This window comes from Epibacterium sp. ABZ3_068 (genome assembly GCF_056159265.1).
On sequence record NZ_JBSWUV010000001.1, the window covers coordinates 1,698,735 to 1,716,874 of the forward strand.

General features: G+C 56.7%; 24 protein-coding genes. 15 read left to right on the top strand and 9 right to left on the bottom strand.

The genetic code is table 11. The annotated features are described in order from the left end of the window. Positions 1–28 precede the first annotated feature (28 nt). From cbiB to ACXAEW_RS08015, 3 genes are all read right to left on the bottom strand, one after another. Entirely contained in the window at positions 29–940 is a 912-nt protein-coding gene (gene cbiB / locus ACXAEW_RS08005; RefSeq protein WP_474940824.1) for an adenosylcobinamide-phosphate synthase CbiB, read from the bottom strand. After that, positions 937–1,890 carry a threonine-phosphate decarboxylase gene (locus ACXAEW_RS08010; protein ID WP_474940825.1) on the bottom strand — a complete coding sequence of 318 codons (954 nt, stop codon included), beginning with the start codon at positions 1,888–1,890 and terminating at the stop codon, positions 937–939. Before ACXAEW_RS08010 ends, cbiB begins: the two co-directional genes overlap by 4 nt. A gap of 91 nt (positions 1,891–1,981) precedes the next feature. Continuing rightward, positions 1,982–2,965, bottom strand: coding sequence for a glutathione S-transferase family protein (locus tag ACXAEW_RS08015; RefSeq protein WP_474940826.1), 984 nt, complete (start codon positions 2,963–2,965; stop codon positions 1,982–1,984). 202 nt (positions 2,966–3,167) lie between these two features. On the opposite strand from ACXAEW_RS08015, the gene ACXAEW_RS08020 reads away from it, so the two are divergent. Next, entirely contained in the window at positions 3,168–3,524 is a 357-nt protein-coding gene (locus ACXAEW_RS08020; RefSeq protein WP_474940827.1) for a hypothetical protein, read from the top strand. A 42-nt stretch (positions 3,525–3,566) separates the two neighbouring features. Here ACXAEW_RS08020 and ACXAEW_RS08025 read toward each other — a convergent pair whose 3' ends face one another. Continuing rightward, positions 3,567–4,739, bottom strand: coding sequence for a MalY/PatB family protein (locus tag ACXAEW_RS08025; RefSeq protein WP_474940828.1), 1,173 nt, complete (start codon positions 4,737–4,739; stop codon positions 3,567–3,569). Between the two features lie 100 nt (positions 4,740–4,839). On the opposite strand from ACXAEW_RS08025, the gene def (ACXAEW_RS08030) reads away from it, so the two are divergent. From def (ACXAEW_RS08030) to ACXAEW_RS08050, 5 genes are read left to right on the top strand one after another with little or no spacing between them, the layout of a single operon-like run. After that, positions 4,840–5,367, top strand: a complete 528-nt coding sequence (def, locus tag ACXAEW_RS08030; protein ID WP_474940829.1) for a peptide deformylase — start codon at positions 4,840–4,842, stop codon at positions 5,365–5,367. A 2-nt stretch (positions 5,368–5,369) separates the two neighbouring features. Beyond that, positions 5,370–5,867: a peptide deformylase gene (gene def / locus ACXAEW_RS08035; protein ID WP_474940830.1), complete on the top strand. Its 498-nt coding sequence runs from the start codon at positions 5,370–5,372 to the stop codon at positions 5,865–5,867. Between the two features lie 11 nt (positions 5,868–5,878). Then, positions 5,879–6,784, top strand: coding sequence for a methionyl-tRNA formyltransferase (gene fmt / locus ACXAEW_RS08040; RefSeq protein ID WP_474940831.1), 906 nt, complete (start codon positions 5,879–5,881; stop codon positions 6,782–6,784). A gap of 18 nt (positions 6,785–6,802) precedes the next feature. After that, positions 6,803–7,042, top strand: a complete 240-nt coding sequence (locus ACXAEW_RS08045) for a hypothetical protein (RefSeq protein ID WP_474940832.1) — start codon at positions 6,803–6,805, stop codon at positions 7,040–7,042. A 24-nt stretch (positions 7,043–7,066) separates the two neighbouring features. Further along, the gene (locus ACXAEW_RS08050) at positions 7,067–7,306 is read left to right on the top strand and encodes a GlsB/YeaQ/YmgE family stress response membrane protein (RefSeq protein ID WP_474940833.1); all 240 of its coding nucleotides are present in this window, start codon (positions 7,067–7,069) and stop codon (positions 7,304–7,306) included. 3 nt (positions 7,307–7,309) lie between these two features. Here the strand turns inward: ACXAEW_RS08050 and ACXAEW_RS08055 are convergent, their stop codons facing one another. From ACXAEW_RS08055 to ACXAEW_RS08075, 5 genes are all read right to left on the bottom strand, one after another. Further along, positions 7,310–7,933 (bottom strand): trimeric intracellular cation channel family protein, encoded by a 624-nt coding sequence (locus ACXAEW_RS08055; protein ID WP_474940834.1) that lies wholly within the window; start codon positions 7,931–7,933, stop codon positions 7,310–7,312. A gap of 2 nt (positions 7,934–7,935) precedes the next feature. Next, positions 7,936–8,400: a ribonuclease HI gene (rnhA, locus tag ACXAEW_RS08060; RefSeq protein ID WP_474940835.1), complete on the bottom strand. Its 465-nt coding sequence runs from the start codon at positions 8,398–8,400 to the stop codon at positions 7,936–7,938. A gap of 31 nt (positions 8,401–8,431) precedes the next feature. Beyond that, positions 8,432–9,046, bottom strand: coding sequence for a LysE family translocator (locus ACXAEW_RS08065; protein WP_474940836.1), 615 nt, complete (start codon positions 9,044–9,046; stop codon positions 8,432–8,434). Positions 9,047–9,120: 74 nt separating this feature from the next. After that, positions 9,121–10,071 carry a 4-hydroxy-3-methylbut-2-enyl diphosphate reductase gene (ispH, locus tag ACXAEW_RS08070; RefSeq protein WP_474940837.1) on the bottom strand — a complete coding sequence of 317 codons (951 nt, stop codon included), beginning with the start codon at positions 10,069–10,071 and terminating at the stop codon, positions 9,121–9,123. 122 nt (positions 10,072–10,193) lie between these two features. After that, positions 10,194–10,769 (bottom strand): LabA-like NYN domain-containing protein, encoded by a 576-nt coding sequence (locus tag ACXAEW_RS08075; RefSeq protein ID WP_474940838.1) that lies wholly within the window; start codon positions 10,767–10,769, stop codon positions 10,194–10,196. A gap of 140 nt (positions 10,770–10,909) precedes the next feature. On the opposite strand from ACXAEW_RS08075, the gene folK reads away from it, so the two are divergent. The 9 genes from folK (at position 10,910) to rnc (ending at position 18,133) form a co-directional block, all read left to right on the top strand. Beyond that, positions 10,910–11,479 carry a 2-amino-4-hydroxy-6-hydroxymethyldihydropteridine diphosphokinase gene (gene folK, locus ACXAEW_RS08080; RefSeq protein WP_474943009.1) on the top strand — a complete coding sequence of 190 codons (570 nt, stop codon included), beginning with the start codon at positions 10,910–10,912 and terminating at the stop codon, positions 11,477–11,479. Between the two features lie 89 nt (positions 11,480–11,568). After that, positions 11,569–11,922: a DNA-directed RNA polymerase subunit omega gene (rpoZ, locus tag ACXAEW_RS08085; protein WP_474940839.1), complete on the top strand. Its 354-nt coding sequence runs from the start codon at positions 11,569–11,571 to the stop codon at positions 11,920–11,922. 37 nt (positions 11,923–11,959) lie between these two features. After that, positions 11,960–14,092: a RelA/SpoT family protein gene (locus ACXAEW_RS08090; protein ID WP_474940840.1), complete on the top strand. Its 2,133-nt coding sequence runs from the start codon at positions 11,960–11,962 to the stop codon at positions 14,090–14,092. A gap of 32 nt (positions 14,093–14,124) precedes the next feature. Further along, positions 14,125–14,841, top strand: a complete 717-nt coding sequence (locus ACXAEW_RS08095; protein ID WP_474940841.1) for a DUF2062 domain-containing protein — start codon at positions 14,125–14,127, stop codon at positions 14,839–14,841. A gap of 115 nt (positions 14,842–14,956) precedes the next feature. After that, a complete protein-coding gene (locus tag ACXAEW_RS08100; protein ID WP_474940842.1) occupies positions 14,957–15,703 on the top strand; it encodes a pyridoxine 5'-phosphate synthase in 747 nt (248 codons plus the stop codon). Continuing rightward, positions 15,700–16,122, top strand: a complete 423-nt coding sequence (locus tag ACXAEW_RS08105) for an ABZJ_00895 family protein (protein WP_474940843.1) — start codon at positions 15,700–15,702, stop codon at positions 16,120–16,122. Before ACXAEW_RS08100 ends, ACXAEW_RS08105 begins: the two co-directional genes overlap by 4 nt. A 1-nt stretch (position 16,123) precedes the next feature. After that, on the top strand, positions 16,124–16,531 hold the full coding sequence (gene acpS / locus ACXAEW_RS08110; RefSeq protein ID WP_474940844.1) for a holo-ACP synthase: 408 nt from the start codon (positions 16,124–16,126) through the stop codon (positions 16,529–16,531). A 79-nt stretch (positions 16,532–16,610) separates the two neighbouring features. Next, positions 16,611–17,447, top strand: a complete 837-nt coding sequence (gene lepB, locus ACXAEW_RS08115) for a signal peptidase I (protein WP_474940845.1) — start codon at positions 16,611–16,613, stop codon at positions 17,445–17,447. Further along, on the top strand, positions 17,444–18,133 hold the full coding sequence (gene rnc, locus ACXAEW_RS08120; RefSeq protein ID WP_474940846.1) for a ribonuclease III: 690 nt from the start codon (positions 17,444–17,446) through the stop codon (positions 18,131–18,133). The genes lepB and rnc overlap by 4 nt, the downstream gene beginning before the upstream one ends. Positions 18,134–18,140: the final 7 nt, after the last annotated feature.

Genomic DNA, 18,140 nt, shown 5'->3' on the forward strand with positions numbered 1-18,140 from the left:
TCCTGATTAGATCTCGGGCCACTTTGTGCTAGAAGAGCAGAGCCAAAGCAACCGTAACCAACAGGAAGAGCGCCCAAACTTTCCACAGGACGGCCGTTGTACGGCCTATGTCAGCGGCTGTCAGCTCTTTGCGGCCCGTTGGATGCACCCATGCAAATTGCTGCATGACCCCGTCGTAGGAGCGCGGCCCCGCCAAAGAGATGTTGAGAACCCGCGCCATGGCTGCTTCGGGCCAGCCGGCATTGGGAGAGCGGTGACGGCCTGCGTCCTGTGCGATTTCGGGGAAGGTGCGCAGTTGCCGTCCAAGTAGGGCAATCAAGAGCGCCGTGAGCCGCGCAGGGATCAGGTTCAGCACATCATCCAGACGCGCCGCCGCCCAGCCAAAATCGCGATACTGGTCATTTCGGTAGCCGATCATACTGTCGGCCGTATTGATGAATTTGTAGATCAAGATGCCAGGGAGGCCCGCAATCAGAAACCAAAAGGCTGGCGCAATCACCCCGTCCGAGAAATTCTCTGCCCCGCTTTCGATGGCCGACCGTGCAACCTGGCTTTGGGTCATCTGTCGGGTATCGCGGCTGACAATCATGGCAACCGCATCGCGGCCGGCTTGCAGGTCAATCCCAAGTCCTTGGGCAACGGCCTCGACATGTTCCACCAGCGATCGCTGCGCCAGTAGAATGGCTGCAATCAGGATGGAGGGGATTGGTCCCAGAAGATTGAGGCCATAGCCCAGGGTGCAGGCCGTGATCAAAAGCACCACAACCGCGCAAACACCTTTCAAACGTTTTGCAGACCCATGATTGAACGCCCTGTCCAGCTTCCCGACTAGCCGTCCCATCAATACCGCCGGGTGGGGGAGGCGTGACCAAAGCCATTTGGGCTCTCCCAACAGCGCATCCAGCAAAAGTGCCGGGATCAGCAGAATGGCCGTGATCACAACGCCGCCTCAAGCATGTCCCATTTGTCAGCAGGCGGCAGGCCCAATCGTAAGTATGTGTCAGAGTATGGGAAGATACGGCTCCATACATGGTGCCGGGCCATGTGGGTTTGCCAGTCCTCCGCTTTGTCGACCTCATAGAGCCTGAACAGATCTGTTCCGCCTAGAAGGCGCGCGCCACGGTTCTGCACAAGGTCGTCCAAACGCATACAGTCGCCCCTTAGGCGGGCGCGTGTTTTATCTGCCCAGTCAATATCTGACAGTGCGCGTGCCCCGATCCGCAGGGCCGGTCCCGACACGGCCCAGGGACCCTGCCAGTCAGATAAACGTCTGATCAGGGCAGGGTCCCCGATTGCAAACCCGAGGCGCAGCCCCGCAAGTCCCCAGAATTTTCCGAAGCTCTTCAGAATTATGGTGCCCGGTTTTGCAGCCTTGTCCATCAGTGACCTATCCGGGCAGACGTCGCAAAAGCTCTCGTCGATGATTGTCAGCGGGGCTGAAATGTCCTGTGACGTCCACAAGCGGCCATCGGGATTGTTCGGATTCACAATCACACGGGCCTCCGCATCAGCGGTATCGGTCACCTCCCAACCGTGATTGGCAAAGGCTGCTGCGTGTTCGTTGTAGGTGGGGGTGGTGATTTGTACACGCCCTTTGACCGCCAAAGCCGGCAACATGGCGATCAGTGCCGAAGCGCCGGGGGCCGAAAGGATGTCCACCTCATCCGGCACGGCCCAAAATGTCCGTGCGGCTGATAGCAACGCGTCTAGTTCCGCCTGATCCGGCAGCGCGCTCCAGGCGTGAGGGCCCAGGTCGCCAATGGGGTAAGGATCGGGGTTGATGCCTGTTGACAGGTCGATCCAGTTGCGACGCTCACCCCCAAAACGCGCCACCGCGGCAGACAGATTGCCACCGTGATCACGCGGTGTATTCGGATCTTGCCCTGCCATGGTCAGCCTTGTCCTTTACCAATGCCTTTTGCGCAGGCGGTATGCCGGAGGCTGTCAGGTTAAACAAGAAACTTTGGCCGACTGTGGCAATTCACGCCATCTCATCACGCCCGTGCGGAAGATCCCAATCCAGTGTTGGATTGATGGGCAGGATACGGCTCGGGTTAATTGTGGCATGGCTGAAGTGGTAGTGGCGCACGATATGGTCAAAGTTCACGGTCTGTGCAACGCCGGGCCATTGATACAGTTCGCGCGTATAGGCCCAGAGGTTCGGGTAGTCAATCAGACGCTTCTTGTTGCATTTGAAATGCAAGTGATAGACGGGATCAAAGCGCACCAAGGTTGTGAACAGGCGCCAGTCGGCTTCGGTTACGCGATTGCCCATCAGATAGCGATGCTGGGCCAGCAGATCTTCTAGCCAATCCAGGCTTTCAAACAGCGGATGTACGGCGGCGTCATAAGCCTCTTGCGAGGTGGCAAAACCGCTTTTGTAGACACCGTTGTTGACCGTGCTGTAGATGCGGGCATTTACGGTTTCGATCGGCTCGCGCAGTTCTTCCGGCCAGAAATCCAGCGTATTGCCGGTTATCCCGTCGAAGGCAGAGTTGAACATGCGGATGATCTCGGAACTTTCGTTAGAGACAATGGTGTTCTGTTCTTTGTCCCAAAGGATCGGAACCGTCACACGACCGCTGTAGTTCGGATCGGCTGCGGTATAGATCTGATGGGCGAATTCCTTGCTCATCAACGTGTCACCGGTTGCCCCTTTGTCGTCCGGTTCGAATGTCCAACCCTTGTCGAGCATGTCAGGATGCACCACGGATGTTGTGATGTGGCTGCTCAGGTCTTTCAGTTCACGAAAAATCAGTGTGCGGTGCGCCCAAGGGCAGGCGAGGGAGACATAAAGGTGATACCGTCCGCTTTCCGCCGCGAAGCCTGCGCGCCCGGAAGGACCTGCGCTGCCGTCAGCCGTGACCCAATTGCGAAATTGCGCTGCCGAGCGTTTGAATGCTCCGCCAGTGGATTTCGTGTCATACCACGTGTCGTGCCAGACGCCGTCAACCAAAAGTCCCATGTGTCGCTCCGCTTTTATCTCCCTCATACTTAGGCGAGGAAGATACTTGCGAAAACGCGACCAGGCGCGCAGATCCTCTGTATTCCTGCACAGGAAAGCACTGGTGAGGTGCAGCGACCTAAGATTCGGTTTATTCATCAATTTTTATCGAATAACACTAAGATTGTAGAACACCCTTACGCAGACCAGAAGGTTCACCGGAATGACGACTTATGTTCCTAAAGCAGTGCAAGACGCGCTGGATGCGGCGCGGATCGACAATTTGCGGAAGAAAAGCCGATTGCGAGTCGAGGTCGACGGGGAATATTTCCCGGTCCTGCGTCTGTGGGATGATGGGTTTTCAGTGGACACCGAAACCGTGCCGCAACTGCGGGGGTTGGTGGACCTGTTCGACGGCGCACGCCAGCTGTCGCAGTGCCTGATCGTTGCCTCTGAAGAGGACGCAGGCGAAATGCGCTATGAATTCAAGCGCTCCACAGCTGCGTCAGAGAAGGCACCGCTTGATTTTTATCAGGCACCAGATGCGCCCACGGGGCTGATCGAATCGCATAAGGACTAAATCGCGTTTTGGCCCCGCCTATGGGCAGGGCCAGGTCTTTTGTTACTGCAGGTCGCCAAAGGCCTGTTTGAGACGCTGGCAGGCGTCTTCAATCCGACTGCGTTGAGTCGCGAGGTTGAACCGCAGGAAGTTTTCGCCACCCGTACCAAAGGTGGTTCCGTGGTTGGCTGCGATTTTGGCGCCCTGTTCCACGCGTGTGGTGAATTCCGCGCGCTCCATTCCAGTTCCGGTAAAATCTACCCACGCAAGATAGGTGGATTGCAGTTTCATCGATGACAGGCCGGGGATCTCGGCAATTGCGGCGTCAAAGATCTGGCGGTTGCCATCCAGATACGCCAGCTGAGCATCCGCCCATGAGGCGCCTTCAGGTGAGTATGCGGCAGCGGTTGCAAATTGACCCAGCGAGTTCGGAGCGAGTGACAGCGCAAACATCCGTGCCTGGAACTTGGCCCGTAGATCAGGGTCAGGGATGATGACCTGTCCGGTATGGAGGCCGGCGATGTTGAACGTCTTGGAGGGCGCGGTCAGCATCAACAGGCGGTCCACGATATCCGGCGCCGCATTCGGCATCGGAATATGGGTGTGCCCGTCAAAGACCAGATCTTGGTGGATCTCATCCGAAATCAGCATCAGGTCGTGACGTTTCGCAAAATCGGCAACGGAGCGCAATTCGTCCTGGGTCCAGACCCGACCGCCGGGATTGTGCGGAGAGCAAAGGATGACCATCTTTTCCTTGCCGGTCATTTGTGCGTCATAAGCATCGAAATCCAGCGAATAGAAACCGTCGGTGTTGACCATCTGGCATTCCACCACCTCGCGCCCGGCATTGCGAATCACCTTGGCAAAGGCATGATAGACCGGTGTGAACAGAACCACGCCGTCGCCGGGCTGCGTGAATGTGTCCAGACACATGCCAACACCGTTGACCAGTCCGGTCGTGGTAAAGATCGCATCTCGATCCAGATCCCAATTGTGCCGCGTCTTCATCCACCACTGGATTGCATCGCGATACGGTCCTTCGGCATCGACGTACCCCAGAATGCCCTCGTCCAGGACGGTGCGCAGCCGGTTGGAAATGACGTCGGCGATTTTGAAGTCACTGTCGGCCACCCACATGGCCAGACCTTCGTCATTCGGGACCCCATAGATCCGCTCCATCGCGTCCCATTTGTTGCAATAGGTGCCGCGACGATCCACCAACTCATCAAAATTCATGAGGTGCTCCCTAAAAAAACTATTTCGCGAAGCTATCGTCTGCGTCAGCAGGCGCAAGGGGCGTTGCGAGCCTTGGTACAATCGAATAAATGGCTTTGGTATGAAGCGCCCAATTTTGATCCATCCTGATCCCCGCCTGAAAAAGGTCTGCGAACCGGTTGCCGATATCTCGGATGAGCTGCGCAGGCTGGCTGATGATATGTTAGAAACCATGTATGACGCACCGGGCGTTGGTCTGGCCGCGCCGCAAATCGGTGTGCTGGATCGGGTGATCGTTCTGGACTGCGTCAAGGAAGAGGGCGAAGCGCCGCGCCCCCTGCAGATGTTTAACCCTCGCGTGATCGCATCATCTGACGAGACAAACGTCTATGAGGAAGGCTGCCTGTCGATCCCCGAGCAATACGCCGAGGTAACCCGTCCCAAAGTGGTGGACGTGGAATGGATCGACCGGGACGGCAATCTGCGGACTGAGACCTTTGATGACCTTTGGGCGACCTGCGTACAGCATGAAATTGATCACCTCGAAGGTAAATTGTTTATCGACTACCTGAAGCCGATGAAACGGCAGATGATTACGCGCAAAATGCAAAAGCTCAAGAAAGAGCGCGCCCGTCAGAAGGACGTATAACCATGGCGATCCGTGCTTGCTTGCCGTGGCCCGATAAACGTCTGCGCACCTGTGCTGCTGAGGTATCCGAAATCACCGACGAGATACGTGCCGTTTGGGATGATATGATCGACACGATGGAAGCCATGCCCGGCGTGGGGATGGGAGCCAATCAGATCGGCGTGCTGTTGCGTCTTGCGGTGGTGGATGGCTCAACCGAGCGGGGCAAGGCCGTGCGTATGGCGAACCCTGAGATCCTGCATAAGTCGATCGAGCTGCGCGAACACGAAGAGGCCAGCCCGAACTTGCCGGGTGTTTCGGCCAAGATCAAACGCCCCCGGGCTGTCACCGTACGATATATGGATGAGACGGGTACCTGGGTAGAGCGGGACTTTGTTGGAATAGAGGCCACAAGTGTTCAGCATCAGATCGATCATCTGGACGGAAAGCTGTATTTTGATCATCTGTCCAAGGTGAAACGCGACATGCTGATCAAGAAATCCAAGAAAACCACTGGCTGAGGTATTCCGAAATGCGCGTCGTCTTTATGGGAACTCCTGATTTCTCGGTCCCGGTGCTGGACGCGCTGGTGGAGGCGGGGCACGATATTGCCGCGGTTTACTGTCAGCCTCCACGGCCTGCGGGCCGCGGCAAGAAAGACCGTCCAACACCCGTCCACGCCCGCGCCGCGGCCTTGGGATTTGAAGTGCGCCATCCCGCGTCGTTGAAAGGTGAGGCGGAGCAGGCAGAATTTGCGGCGTTGAATGCGGATGTGGCAGTTGTTGTTGCTTATGGGCTGATCCTGCCGCAGGTGGTTTTGGATGCCCCTAAACATGGGTGTTTGAACATTCACGCAAGCCTTCTGCCCCGTTGGCGCGGGGCTGCGCCGATCCATCGGGCGATTATGGCGGGCGATGCCGAAACCGGCGTCTGTATCATGCAGATGGAAGCCGGGCTGGACACCGGTCCTGTGTTGCTGCGCGCAGCAACCCCCATTGGCGACACGGTAACCACCGCCCAATTGCATGACCGCCTGTCCGAAATGGGCGCGGATTTGATTGTAGAAGCGCTGGCCACATTGCCGACCCTCACGCCGGAGGCGCAGCCAGAGGCAGGCGTGACCTATGCGCAAAAGATCGACAAAAGCGAAGCGCAGATTGACTGGTCCTTGCCTGCCATTGAGGTGGATCGCAAAATCCGTGGCTTGTCCCCCTTTCCCGGAGCCTGGTGTGAGGTCGATGGACAGCGGGTGAAACTCCTGGCGTCCCGTCTGGCCAAGGGGAGCGGCGCTGCGGGTCATGTGTTGGATGAAACGCTCACCGTGGCCTGTGGTGATGGGGCGGTGGAACTTCTGCGCTTGCAACGTGCAGGCAAAGGCGCGCAGGATCGGGATGTGTTCTTGCGGGGCTTTCCCATCACAAAGGGCACGCAGCTTTAATCTGCGGAAGGTGCACATATGTTTCTGGCTCTTTTCGGGACCGTCGTGATTGCCGGGATCATTGGCTATGCCTCTGAGCGCACCGGCTGGACCAACAATGGTGTAATCCCGTCAATCATCATCTGCGTAGGCGGTGCGTTCCTGTTCTATTTCGTGCGGATCATGTTTGGCATCGGCTTTTCAGCGCCAGGGTGGAACGCAATTGCCTCTTCAATTGGTGCCTTAATTGTCGTGCCGACTCATTGGCGGAGGCGATAACATGCTCAAGGGGAGACATCTGCGATGTCTGTAGTATTTCTGATCATCATTGGTGCCGCTGCCGGTTTTTTGGCTACACGCTTTATGAAAGTTGAAACCGATCTGATCACCACTGTCGCGATCGGTATGGCAGGTGCTCTGGTTGGCGGGTTCCTCTTACGCGGTCTTCTCAGCGTGCTGGGCCTGTTGTCCGGGCTTGTTGGCGCGGTGCTGGGCGCAATGGCGTTGATCTGGCTGTGGCAGACTTATGGTCAGAAGAAGTAGCGTTTACTGGCGTGGCGGGCGGCTTTTGTAGACAGGCAGGTGCCAGCCAAAAGCGATGGATCCTGCGCGCAAAACCCAAGTCACGCCGGCACAGAACAACAAGGCGGTTGTCAGCTCTGCCCCTCCTTCCAGAGCGGTCAGGGTAGAGATTGCACCAAACATGGCGCAGGAGATATAAAGCTCTCCCTGTTTCAGGACCAGCGGTACCTCGTTGCAGACCACGTCGCGCATCAATCCGCCAAGGGATCCGGTGGCCATGCCCATCAGCACCACAATGACCGGATGCTGGCCGGTTTCCACGGCAGCGGCGACGCCGGCCGGAACAGCGACCGCCAGGGCAAAACTGTCAAGCCAGACCACCCATCTCATTCGGCTTTCAAGCAGGTGGGCGGTGAAGAAAATCACAACTGCAGCCCCCGCAGCCCAAAGGATATAGGCTGGATTGTCGATCCAGAATACCGGGTGGCGATCCAGCAGCAGGTCGCGTATCGTGCCGCCCCCCACAGCCGTGAGGCAAGCAACAAAGGCAAATCCCACGATGTCCAGCTGTGCCCGACTGGCCACCAGCGCGCCGGTAAGTGCAAAAACCACAACCGACGCGGGGTCCAGAAAGGTGAGCGGGGTCATTGTTATCCTTTGGCAGATTTCTTGAACGGGGCCATACCCGCGCGGGCCAGTTCATCGGCTCGCTCATTCTCAGGGTGGCCCGCATGGCCTTTGACCCATTCCCAAGTCACTTTATGGCGCGCTTGGGCTGCGTCAAGGCGCTGCCAGAGTTCGACGTTTTTCACAGGCTTTTTTGCAGAGGTTTTCCAGCCGTTTTTCTTCCAGCCAAAGATCCAGCCGGTGACGCCGTTTTTGACATAGGCCGAGTCGGTGACCACGGTGATGGTCGAGGGGCGGCTGAGGCTTTCCAGCGCGGAAATAGCAGCCATCAGCTCCATCTGATTGTTGGTGGTGGTGGCGTCGCCGCCTTTGAGCTCACGCTCTTTGACCACGGTGTCGCCGTCCATTGCACGCAGCAGAACGCCCCAGCCGCCGGGGCCAGGGTTTCCGGAACATGCGCCATCGGTGTATGCATAAAGGTCTGCCATGTAGGCGAAGTGCCAGCGGTCGGGCGAGAGGTCAAGCCCGTTCCAGAGCTAGCCTGCCTGCCAAGAGTGCAAAGACACCGGCAAAGCTGCGATTGAGCCAGGCCATGGCGCGTTGATTGGTGAGCAGCATGCGGCGGGCTTGTGCGGCAAAGACCCCGAAGAGGGTGAAGATCACAAAGGTTGCGAGCATAAAGACGGCTCCCAGTGTCAGCATCTCATACGGGGCTTTGTCCGGAACTCCGGTGAGGAAAGGGGGCAGGAGGGCCAGAAAGAACAGCGAAAGTTTCGGATTGAGGATATTGATCAACGCGGCGCGCCGTCCAATGTGCCACCCGCTGCTGTCGGTGCGTTCGGCGCGCAGGGATAATGTTCCGCCCTCTTTCACAGCCTGATAGGCGAGCCAGAGAAGATAGGCGACGCCCAACCATTTCACAATTGCAAAGGCCAGCGCCGAACTGTGCAGGATCGCGGCCAGACCAAAAATCGCAGCCATCAGATGGGGTACAATGCCAAGCGTGCAACCCAAGGCCGCCCAAAGCGCGGCGCGGGCACCCTGACCAAGCCCAATAGCCAGCGTATAGATCACGCCTGTGCCGGGCGCGACAACCACAACCAGAACCGTAATCAGAAACTGAGTTGAAATCATACCGACCCGTCCGTGTTTGCCTGCGTATGGCCGACGATAGGCAAGCAAACGGCGGATGTCACCCAGTCAGAGCGTCACGCAGGTGCGCGCAGGACACGGGGCACTTTGAATTCGACCCGTTCAACGGCGGTCTCGACTTGTTCCACAGTCACGTCATACCGTGCGCGAAAGGCGTCGATTACCTCATTCACCAGCAATTCAGGCGCGGACGCCCCGGCGGTGATTGCGATGGTTTTGATACCAGCCAGCGCACGCCAGTCGATATTCTCGGCTCTTTGAACCAGTTGAGCATAGTTGCAGCCATTCTTGGCTCCAACTTCTACAAGGCGGCGGGAGTTGGAAGAATTCGGAGCGCCGACCACCAGAAGCGCGTCAGCCTTGGGCGCGACTGCCTTCACCGCTTCCTGGCGGTTCGTGGTGGCATAGCAGATGTCTTCCTTGTGCGGGCCGATGATGGCAGGAAAACGAGATTGGAGCGCGGCAACGATGTCCTTGGTGTCGTCGACAGACAGGGTGGTTTGGGTCACAAAGGCCAGACTTTGAGGGTCGCGCACATCAACGGCGGCTACGTCGTCAACGGTTTCCACCAGCAAGACTTCTCCATCTGGAAGCTGTCCCATTGTGCCGATGGTTTCCGGGTGGCCTTTGTGGCCGATCATGATGATTTGCAGCCCTTTTTCGGCATGGCGCTCTGCCTCTATGTGGACCTTGGAGACCAGCGGACAGGTGGCATCAACATAGACCATCTGGCGGGTTTCCGCAGCAGCCGGGACGGATTTGGGAACACCATGTGCGGAAAAAATCACCGGTCGATCATCGGGGCATTCGTCAAGCTCCTCGACAAACACCGCGCCTTTGTCTCTGAGGCCGTCGACAACAAATTTATTGTGCACGATTTCGTGGCGCACATAGACCGGAGCCCCCCATTTCTCGAGCGCCATTTCGACGATCTTGATTGCGCGATCCACTCCGGCGCAGAAACCGCGTGGAGCAGCAAGATAAAGTGTGAGGGCTGGCTTGGTCATTTGCGGCGTCTCCTTACTGGCGCAGAGGTAAGGGTTTAACGTGGCTGCGTCCAGAGTGGGAAACGGGCAAAAGAAAAGGGAGCGCTTGGCCCCCTGATCTGTCGTTGATGAAGAATGCCCGGTTACGGACCTGTCGCAACTGAAAGCGGACGTTCCTCCCCAGGAACATCGCGCGGCGGTCGGCCAATCACGTCTTTGAGCTCTTCCAGTTCGATGAAATTATCTGCCTGGCGGCGAAGCTCGTCGGAAATCATCGGAGGTTGGCTGCGAATCGTTGATACCACGGATACCCGCACACCTTGGCGTTGGAGGCTGGCAATCAGCGGGCGGAAATCCCCATCGCCCGAAAACAGCACAATATGATCCACACGCGGTGCAAGCTCCATTGCATCAACCGTCAGTTCGATGTCCATGTTGCCTTTGACTTTCCGACGCCCCATGCTGTCGGTGTACTCTTTTGCCGGTTTTGTCACCATGGTAAAACCGTTGTAATGCAGCCAGTCTACCAAGGGTCGTATGGGCGAGTACTCATCGTTTTCCAAAAGCGCGGTGTAATAAAATGCGCGCAAGAGTTTTCCGCGGCGCATAAATTCTTGCCGCAGGAGTTTGTAGTCGATATCGAAACCGAGCGCTTTGGCTGCGGCGTACAAATTCGACCCGTCAATGAACAGCGCAAGCCGTTCGTCCTTGTAAAACATTAAACTTGTCCTTCCGGTATAGCCCACGTCGTCATTATTTTTGAGTGTGAGTGGTATTCGACTTAGCGGGGTGGGTGCATATAAATTAGATTTTTTGCGAGCTGCCGCAAGTGTATCATCTTTGTGAAGTAGGGTCAAAAATGACAAAAAGACTACCCAGAGCTCTTATTGCCCTCGGAAGTAATCTTCCTAAGGGGGGTATTCTCCCAAAGGATATACTGATTCATGCTATTTCTGCATTGAACGCGGCTGGTTTGAAACCTGCAAGAATCTCACGATTCTTCACGACTCCGTGTTTTCCCAAGGGCGCAGGGCCGGATTATGTGAATGCGGCGATTGCCGTGGAAACGCATACACCCGCCGATGAGATCCTCGATTTGCTGCATCAGATCGAAGCCAATTTTTCACGCAAACGGGAACAGCGTTGGGGAATGCGCACGCTGGATCTTGACCTGCTCGCAGTTGATGACATGGTCACGCCAAATCTTGAGACGTTTTCGCGCTGGTTGAACCTACCGGTCAAAGAACAGGTAGCTGTGGCTCCGGAACAGCTGATTTTGCCCCATCCCAGAATACAGGACCGCGGATTTGTGCTGATTCCCCTGCGTGAGGTCGCGGCAGATTGGGTACACCCTGTGCTGAAATTAACCGTGGCAGAGATGGCGGAGCAGCTACCGCAAGAGGAAATAAACGAGATTGTTCCGATTTAGCGGCAGACAGGCTGCTTCTGCGCTTGTCAAGAGAAACCATAGGTATTACATCCATCATCTCTGGATCCATTTGCATTGGAGAGTCGCCTATGGCCCGCGTGACGGTTGAAGACTGCGTCGATAAAGTTCCCAACCGCTTTGAATTGGTGATGCTCGCCGCACATCGTGCGCGCGAAATCTCGGCGGGTGCGCAACTCACCGTGGATCGTGACAACGACAAAAACCCGGTTGTGTCCCTGCGTGAGATCGCTGAAGAGACCCAAAGCGCGGACAGCCTGCGTGAGCGCATGATCGAGAGCAACCAAACTCAGATCGAGGTGGACGAGCCGGAAGAAGATTCCATGGCACTGCTCATGGGCTCTGACAGCGACAAGCCTGAGGTGGACGACATGTCCGAAGAGAAATTGTTGCGTGCATTGATGGAGGCCCAGGGTCAGGGCTGATCCGGGCGCCACAGCTAATGAAGATTGCGGACCACATATGATTTCTGCCGAACGTCTGATCGAGCTGGTCCGCACTTATAACCCCAAGACGAACGCCGAGAAGATCGCCGCGGCCTTCGAATTCGGCAAGCAAATGCACGAGGGGCAATTTCGCCACTCGGGCGAGCCCTATTTTACCCACCCCGTGGCTGTTGCCGCCATCCTGACCGAGCAGCGTCTGGATGATGCGACAATTATTACAGCGCTTCTGCACGACACCATCGAAGATACCAAAGCCTCTTACGAAGAAGTGGCCGAACGGTTCGGGGATGAGGTCGCAAAGCTGGTCGATGGTGTGACCAAGCTGACCAATCTGCAGCTGTCCAGTCGCGAAACCAAACAGGCCGAAAACTTTCGTAAGCTGTTTATGGCCATGTCCAAGGATTTGCGGGTGATCCTGGTCAAGCTGGCCGACCGTCTGCACAATATGCGCACAATCAAGGCGATGCGCCCTGAAAAACAAGCGCAGAAAGCCCGCGAAACCATGGATATCTATGCGCCGCTTGCCGGTCGTATGGGGATGCAATGGATGCGCGAAGAGCTGGAAGATCTGGCGTTTCGGGTGTTGAACCCCGAAGGGCGTCAGTCGATCATTCGCCGTTTCATTACGCTGCAGCGGGAAACCGGAGATGTGATTCATCGGATCACCGGTGACATGCGCGGTGAACTCGACAAGGCTGACATTCAGGCCGAAGTCTTTGGCCGCGCCAAGAAACCATATTCTATCTGGCGCAAGATGCAGGCCAAGGATCAGGGCTTCTCCCGCCTGTCGGATATCTACGGCTTTCGTGTCATTACCCAATCCGAGGAAGACGCCTATCGCGCGCTGGGAGCCATCCATCAGCGCTGGCGCGCTGTGCCTGGCCGGTTCAAGGATTATATCAGTCAGCCAAAATCCAATGGCTATCGCTCGATCCACACAACTGTTTCGGGGCGCGATGGCAAGCGGGTTGAAGTCCAGATCCGCACCCGTCAGATGCATGATGTGGCCGAATCTGGTGTGGCCGCGCATTGGTCCTATCGCGATGGTGTCCGAGCCGAGAACCCGTTTGCCGTTGACCCGGCCAAATGGATCGCGTCCCTGACCGAACAGTTTGATGCCGAAGAAGATCACGATGAATTCCTCGAAGCGGTCAAGCTCGAGATGTATTCGGATCAGGTCTTCTGCTTCACCCCGAAAGGGGATGTGATCAAACTGCCCAAAGGGGCGACGCCTATTGACTTTGCCTATGCGATTCACACGCGAATTGGGCATGCCTGTGTAGGGGCCAAGGTTGACACAATCCGCGTTCCTTTGTGGACGCGGCTGCGCAATGGTCAATCGGTTGAGGTTATCACGGCCGAAGGGCAGACGCCGCAGGTCAGCTGGCTGGAAATCGCCACTACGGGCAAAGCACGCACGGCCATTCGCCGGTCTCTCCGTGAAGCGGATCGGGAGCGTTTTGTCAAACTTGGTCATGAGCTTGCGCGTTCGGCCTTTGAACATGTGTACAAGAAGGCCACCGACAAAGTTCTGGAAACTGCAGCCCGTGCTTTGCGCGTGAGTACCGCAGAAGAGCTTCTGGCGCAGCTTGGTGCAGCCGAGATTACAACCCATGATGTTGTGCAGGCGGTCTATCCGGAACTCACGGCAAGCGAAGGAGATGAGATTTCTCCGCGTCGCGCTGTTATCGGTCTGGAGCCGGGGCAAAGCTTTGAGCGCGCGCCGTGCTGTCAGCCGTTGCCGGGAGAGCGGATTATTGGGATTACCTACCGCGGGCGCGGTGTGGTGATTCACGCTGCAGATTGCGATACATTAGGTGAGTTCGAGGAACAGCCCGAACGTTGGGTGGATGTGAACTGGCACAGCGGAACACATCCGGCGGCCTATGCAACCACTTTGGAACTCACAATTGGTAATGATGCGGGCGTTTTAGGCCGCATCTGCACATTGATTGGTGAAAAGAAGGCAAATATTTCTGATCTTGAGTTCATTGATCGGAAACCAGACTTTTACAAGCTTATGGTCAATGTGGAGTTCCGGGATGTAGAGCAACTGCATTCCGTAATGTTGACTTTGGAAGCTGAAAGCGATGTCGCTGCCGTTGCCCGTTATAGGGCGAAACCCGAGAAACCGGGCTGGAAGGGATAACGCTCTACGCGGGAATTGGGAAGGAACACGCGTTGGTATTCAAGCGCCGGGACAGGCGGCCGCTTTTTCGGATCATCGCCGACTTTCTCTGGCCGCGTACCGGTTGGGGGCGCGCCTTCCAATATGTAAAACATCGCATTCGCAGGCTGCCTGACTCGCCCGAGCGCATTGCGCGTGGTGTGGGGGCTGGCGTGTTTACCACCTTTACCCCTTTTTACGGGATGCATTTTGTCGTGGCGGCTATTGTTGCGCGGACCATCAACGGCAATCTTCTGGCAGCGCTCAGCGGTACGTTCTTTGGAAACCCGTTATCCTATGTCCCGATCGGCGTGATTGCGTTGCAAACGGGCCATTGGATTTTGGGGAATGACTTTGTCGAGGATGTGGACGAGTCTCTTGTCTCCAAATTCATCGGCGCCGGAGGGGATCTCAAGAACAACTTGATTGCGCTGTTCACTGACAACCACGCAGATTGGACGGGGCTGATCCGGTTTTATGATGAGGTGTTCTATCCCTATCTGATCGGGGGGCTGCTGCCCGGTATCATAGCCGGTACGATTGCCTATATGCTCAGCTTTCCGGTGATTAAAGCCTATCAGCAGCGTCGCCGCTCCAAGATCAAAGCCAAGTTTGATGCCATCAAACGCGCAGCCGATGTCCGCGATGCAGACCTGGACGATGTTGTAAAAGCGCGCGTTGAACCGAAACGGGACGTGGCAAAAGCCAAACCCTTGCGTAAGGCAAACTGATCCGAGAGCGGCGGGTTTGGCCAAGGCATATTGTACCGATTTGCGTGCGCCTACTTGCTCTTGCACACACGAACGCTAATCTCCGCGCAAAATGTGTCACCAAAGGACTGATGTCATGGCGGAAAATCTCCTGCGTCTGGGTGTAAATATCGACCACGTGGCAACTGTGCGCAACGCGCGCGGCGGCTCAGTGCCAGATCCCGTGCGTGCGGCTCTTCTGGCGCAAGAGGCAGGCGCAGATGGTATTACCGCGCACCTACGTGAAGATCGCCGTCACATTATGGATGGCGATATTGAAGCCTTGATGGGGCAGCTGCATATCCCATTGAATTTTGAGATGGCTGCAACGGAAGAAATGCAGGCAATTGCGCTCCGACATAAACCGCATGCGGTGTGCATCGTCCCCGAAAAGCGGGAAGAGCGCACAACTGAAGGCGGTTTGGAGGTTGCGCGTGAAGAGAATAAGCTGGCCCATTATATAGCGCCTTTGCGGGATGCAGGGTGCCGGGTCTCCATCTTTATTGCGGCGGATCAGAAGCAAATCGAAGCGGCGCATCGGATCGGGGCTGAGGTCATTGAATTGCACACAGGTGCCTATTGCGAAGCGCACGCCGAAGGGGACTTTGTGACCCGTGACCGAGAGCTGGATGCTCTGCGCGAAATGTCTGCTTTTGCCCATTCGCTGGGACTGGAGGTCCACGCGGGCCACGGTCTGACCTATGACACCGTAAAGCCGATCGCGGCCTTTCCCGAGGTACGCGAATTGAACATCGGGCATTTCCTGATTGGAGAGGCCATTTTTGCCGGTCTTGCACCGGCGATCCAGGAGATGCGCCGTCTGATGGATGAGGCCCGCGCATGACCGTCAATCTGCGCCGCTATGCTGCGGTCTATGTTGTGACGCTGATTGTATTCGCAGTTCTGATTGCGGCGCTGCGCCGATATGCCGGCCTGGATCTGGCGACATCGTTCATTCCTTTGCTGCCTGCCATGTGCGCAGCCATGTATGAAGGCAATAAACAGGCCATCGAAGGCGCGCCCGCTCCCAAAGGCAAAGCGGCCTGGATTGAATGCGCACGGATGACCGGCATTGCGCTGGGGTTTAATATTATTCTGGGTCTTGTTGTCTTTACCAGTGTGATGCGCGGACAATTGCAGACGCAGCCGATCCTGTGGTTCCTGGGCTTTCTGGCGCTTTATGGGGTCTTGTGGTTGGTGACCAATCGGATCTGTTTGGGTATAGGATACAAAAACGCCTCTTCGGCAGCAAAGAAGAGGTGACATGATCCTTGGCATCGGAACAGATCTGGCCAATATCGAGCGGATCCAGGGCACTTTGGACCGGTTTGGGGACAGGTTCAAAAACCGGGTCTTTTCCGAGGTTGAGCAGAGAAAAGCCGAGCGTCGATATGATGTTGCGGGAACCTATGCCAAACGCTGGGCAGCCAAGGAAGCCTGTTCCAAGGCCTTGGGAACAGGTTTGCGAATGGGGATCTCCTGGAAAGACATGGCGGTTTCCAACCTCGACACCGGCCAACCCGTCATGCATGTAACGGGATGGGCCAAAGACAGGTTGGACAAGATGACACCACAGGGCCACCAAGCGACCATTCATGTGACCTTGACCGATGACCATCCCTGGGCGCAGGCCTTTGTTGTGATTGAGGCGCGACCATTAAACCCTGACTGATTTTGCTCGCAGCGCTTGACTCGGGGCGGCGGGCTGCGCATGAAGCCACGGACTTTCTATTTAGAACTTGGAGAGCCTTATGGCCGCCAAAGCAAAGACCCAGAATCCAATCATCGAGACGATCAAGACCATTGTTTATGCTCTTTTGATCGCGGGTGTGTTCCGCACGCTCTTTTTCCAACCGTTCTGGATTCCGTCTGGGTCGATGAAGCAGACGCTTCTGATCGGCGATTTTCTGTTCGTGAACAAGATGGCCTATGGGTATTCCTATGCCTCTTGCCCGTCGATCCGTCTGGCGCGGTTTGGTGTCAATATCGACGCCAAGGACATCTGTGGGTTTATCGACGGGGACAACACCCGAATCATGGGTGGAGAGCCGCAGCGTGGGGATGTGGTTGTTTTCCGTCACCCTGTGCACGGCGCTGATTTTATTAAGCGCCTTGTCGGTCTGCCGGGTGACACCATTCAGGTTAAAGACGGTGTGCTGCATATCAATGGCGAAGCGGTGAAGCTGGAAGACGACGGCGTTTTCTCCGAGATTTATGATGCACAAGGTCCTCAACGCTCTGCTCCGCGCTGCGAGAACGCGCCGGTGGGCCGTGGCGGGACCTGCACCAAATCCCGCCAGCTGGAAACCTTTCCGGGCGGTGAACCTCATGCGATCCTGAACATCGGCAACCAGCCGACCGACCACACCGGAGTTTATCAAGTCCCCGAGGGTCATTTCTTCTTTATGGGAGACAACCGCGATAACTCTACGGACAGCCGTTTGACACAATCCGCTGGCGGTGCAGGATTTGTCCCTTATGAGAACCTGATTGGGCGTGCAGACCGCATCATGTTCTCATCTGCGGGTAAGTCGATGCTGTTCTTCTGGACTTGGCGCAGTGACCGTTTCTTCAAGGCGGTCAAGTGAGGCTGTCCAAGGAACTGCGTGCGTTTGAAGAACGCATCGGGCATAAATTCAACCGCCCGGACCTGCTGATGCGGGCGGTGACGCATGCCTCCATGTCGTCGCCAACCCGGCAGGACAACCAGCGGCTTGAATTCCTGGGAGACCGGGTGCTGGGGTTGGTCATGTCCACAGCGCTACTGGAAGCCGACAAGCAAGCCACCGAAGGCCAGCTTGCTCCGCGGTTCAACGCTTTGGTGCGCAAGGAGACCTGTGCCGAAGTCGCACGCGAGATTGACCTCGGTGCAGTGCTTAAACTGGGGCGGTCGGAAATGATGTCGGGTGGACGCCGGAAGCAGGCGCTTTTGGGGGACGCGATGGAGGCCGTCATCGCGGCCGTTTACAAAGACGCTGGTTTTGAGGCGGCCCAAGACTTGATCCTGCGCCTGTGGGGCAAACGCGTCTTCACCGTCGAAGAAGATGCACGCGATCCCAAAACGGCCTTGCAGGAATGGGCGCAGGCCCGAGGCCAGAAACCGCCCAGCTATACCGAGGTGTCGCGCAGCGGCCCTGATCATGCCCCGGTCTTTGTGATTGCGGTGCATCTGGATGATGGCCGGACGGCTCAGGCAAAGGCGGGATCCAAACGTCAGGCCGAACAGGCTGCTGCCGGCCTTTTGTTGACCGAAGTCGAAGCGGTGGCAGATTAGTCTGCCC

Bases quoted from the DNA above. Each gene is read 5' to 3' on its own strand.
- ACXAEW_RS08045 (WP_474940832.1), top strand. From the start codon at position 6,803: ATGTTTCTGGCTCTTTTCGGGACCGTCGTGATTGCCGGGATCATTGGC.
- fmt (WP_474940831.1), top strand. From the start codon at position 5,879: ATGCGCGTCGTCTTTATGGGAACTCCTGATTTCTCGGTCCCGGTGCTG.
- lepB (WP_474940845.1), top strand. From the start codon at position 16,611: ATGGCCGCCAAAGCAAAGACCCAGAATCCAATCATCGAGACGATCAAG.
- ACXAEW_RS08075 (WP_474940838.1), bottom strand. From the start codon at position 10,769: ATGTTTTACAAGGACGAACGGCTTGCGCTGTTCATTGACGGGTCGAAT.
- acpS (WP_474940844.1), top strand. From the start codon at position 16,124: ATGATCCTTGGCATCGGAACAGATCTGGCCAATATCGAGCGGATCCAG.
- rpoZ (WP_474940839.1), top strand. From the start codon at position 11,569: ATGGCCCGCGTGACGGTTGAAGACTGCGTCGATAAAGTTCCCAACCGC.
- ACXAEW_RS08090 (WP_474940840.1), top strand. From the start codon at position 11,960: ATGATTTCTGCCGAACGTCTGATCGAGCTGGTCCGCACTTATAACCCC.
- ispH (WP_474940837.1), bottom strand. From the start codon at position 10,071: ATGACCAAGCCAGCCCTCACACTTTATCTTGCTGCTCCACGCGGTTTC.
- ACXAEW_RS08020 (WP_474940827.1), top strand. From the start codon at position 3,168: ATGACGACTTATGTTCCTAAAGCAGTGCAAGACGCGCTGGATGCGGCG.
- ACXAEW_RS08010 (WP_474940825.1), bottom strand. From the start codon at position 1,890: ATGGCAGGGCAAGATCCGAATACACCGCGTGATCACGGTGGCAATCTG.
- ACXAEW_RS08015 (WP_474940826.1), bottom strand. From the start codon at position 2,965: ATGGGACTTTTGGTTGACGGCGTCTGGCACGACACGTGGTATGACACG.
- ACXAEW_RS08055 (WP_474940834.1), bottom strand. From the start codon at position 7,933: ATGACCCCGCTCACCTTTCTGGACCCCGCGTCGGTTGTGGTTTTTGCA.
- ACXAEW_RS08100 (WP_474940842.1), top strand. From the start codon at position 14,957: ATGGCGGAAAATCTCCTGCGTCTGGGTGTAAATATCGACCACGTGGCA.
- folK (WP_474943009.1), top strand. From the start codon at position 10,910: ATGACAAAAAGACTACCCAGAGCTCTTATTGCCCTCGGAAGTAATCTT.
- ACXAEW_RS08065 (WP_474940836.1), bottom strand. From the start codon at position 9,046: ATGATTTCAACTCAGTTTCTGATTACGGTTCTGGTTGTGGTTGTCGCG.
- ACXAEW_RS08050 (WP_474940833.1), top strand. From the start codon at position 7,067: ATGTCTGTAGTATTTCTGATCATCATTGGTGCCGCTGCCGGTTTTTTG.
- ACXAEW_RS08025 (WP_474940828.1), bottom strand. From the start codon at position 4,739: ATGAATTTTGATGAGTTGGTGGATCGTCGCGGCACCTATTGCAACAAA.
- def (WP_474940829.1), top strand. From the start codon at position 4,840: ATGAAGCGCCCAATTTTGATCCATCCTGATCCCCGCCTGAAAAAGGTC.
- rnhA (WP_474940835.1), bottom strand. From the start codon at position 8,400: ATGGCAGACCTTTATGCATACACCGATGGCGCATGTTCCGGAAACCCT.
- def (WP_474940830.1), top strand. From the start codon at position 5,370: ATGGCGATCCGTGCTTGCTTGCCGTGGCCCGATAAACGTCTGCGCACC.
- ACXAEW_RS08105 (WP_474940843.1), top strand. From the start codon at position 15,700: ATGACCGTCAATCTGCGCCGCTATGCTGCGGTCTATGTTGTGACGCTG.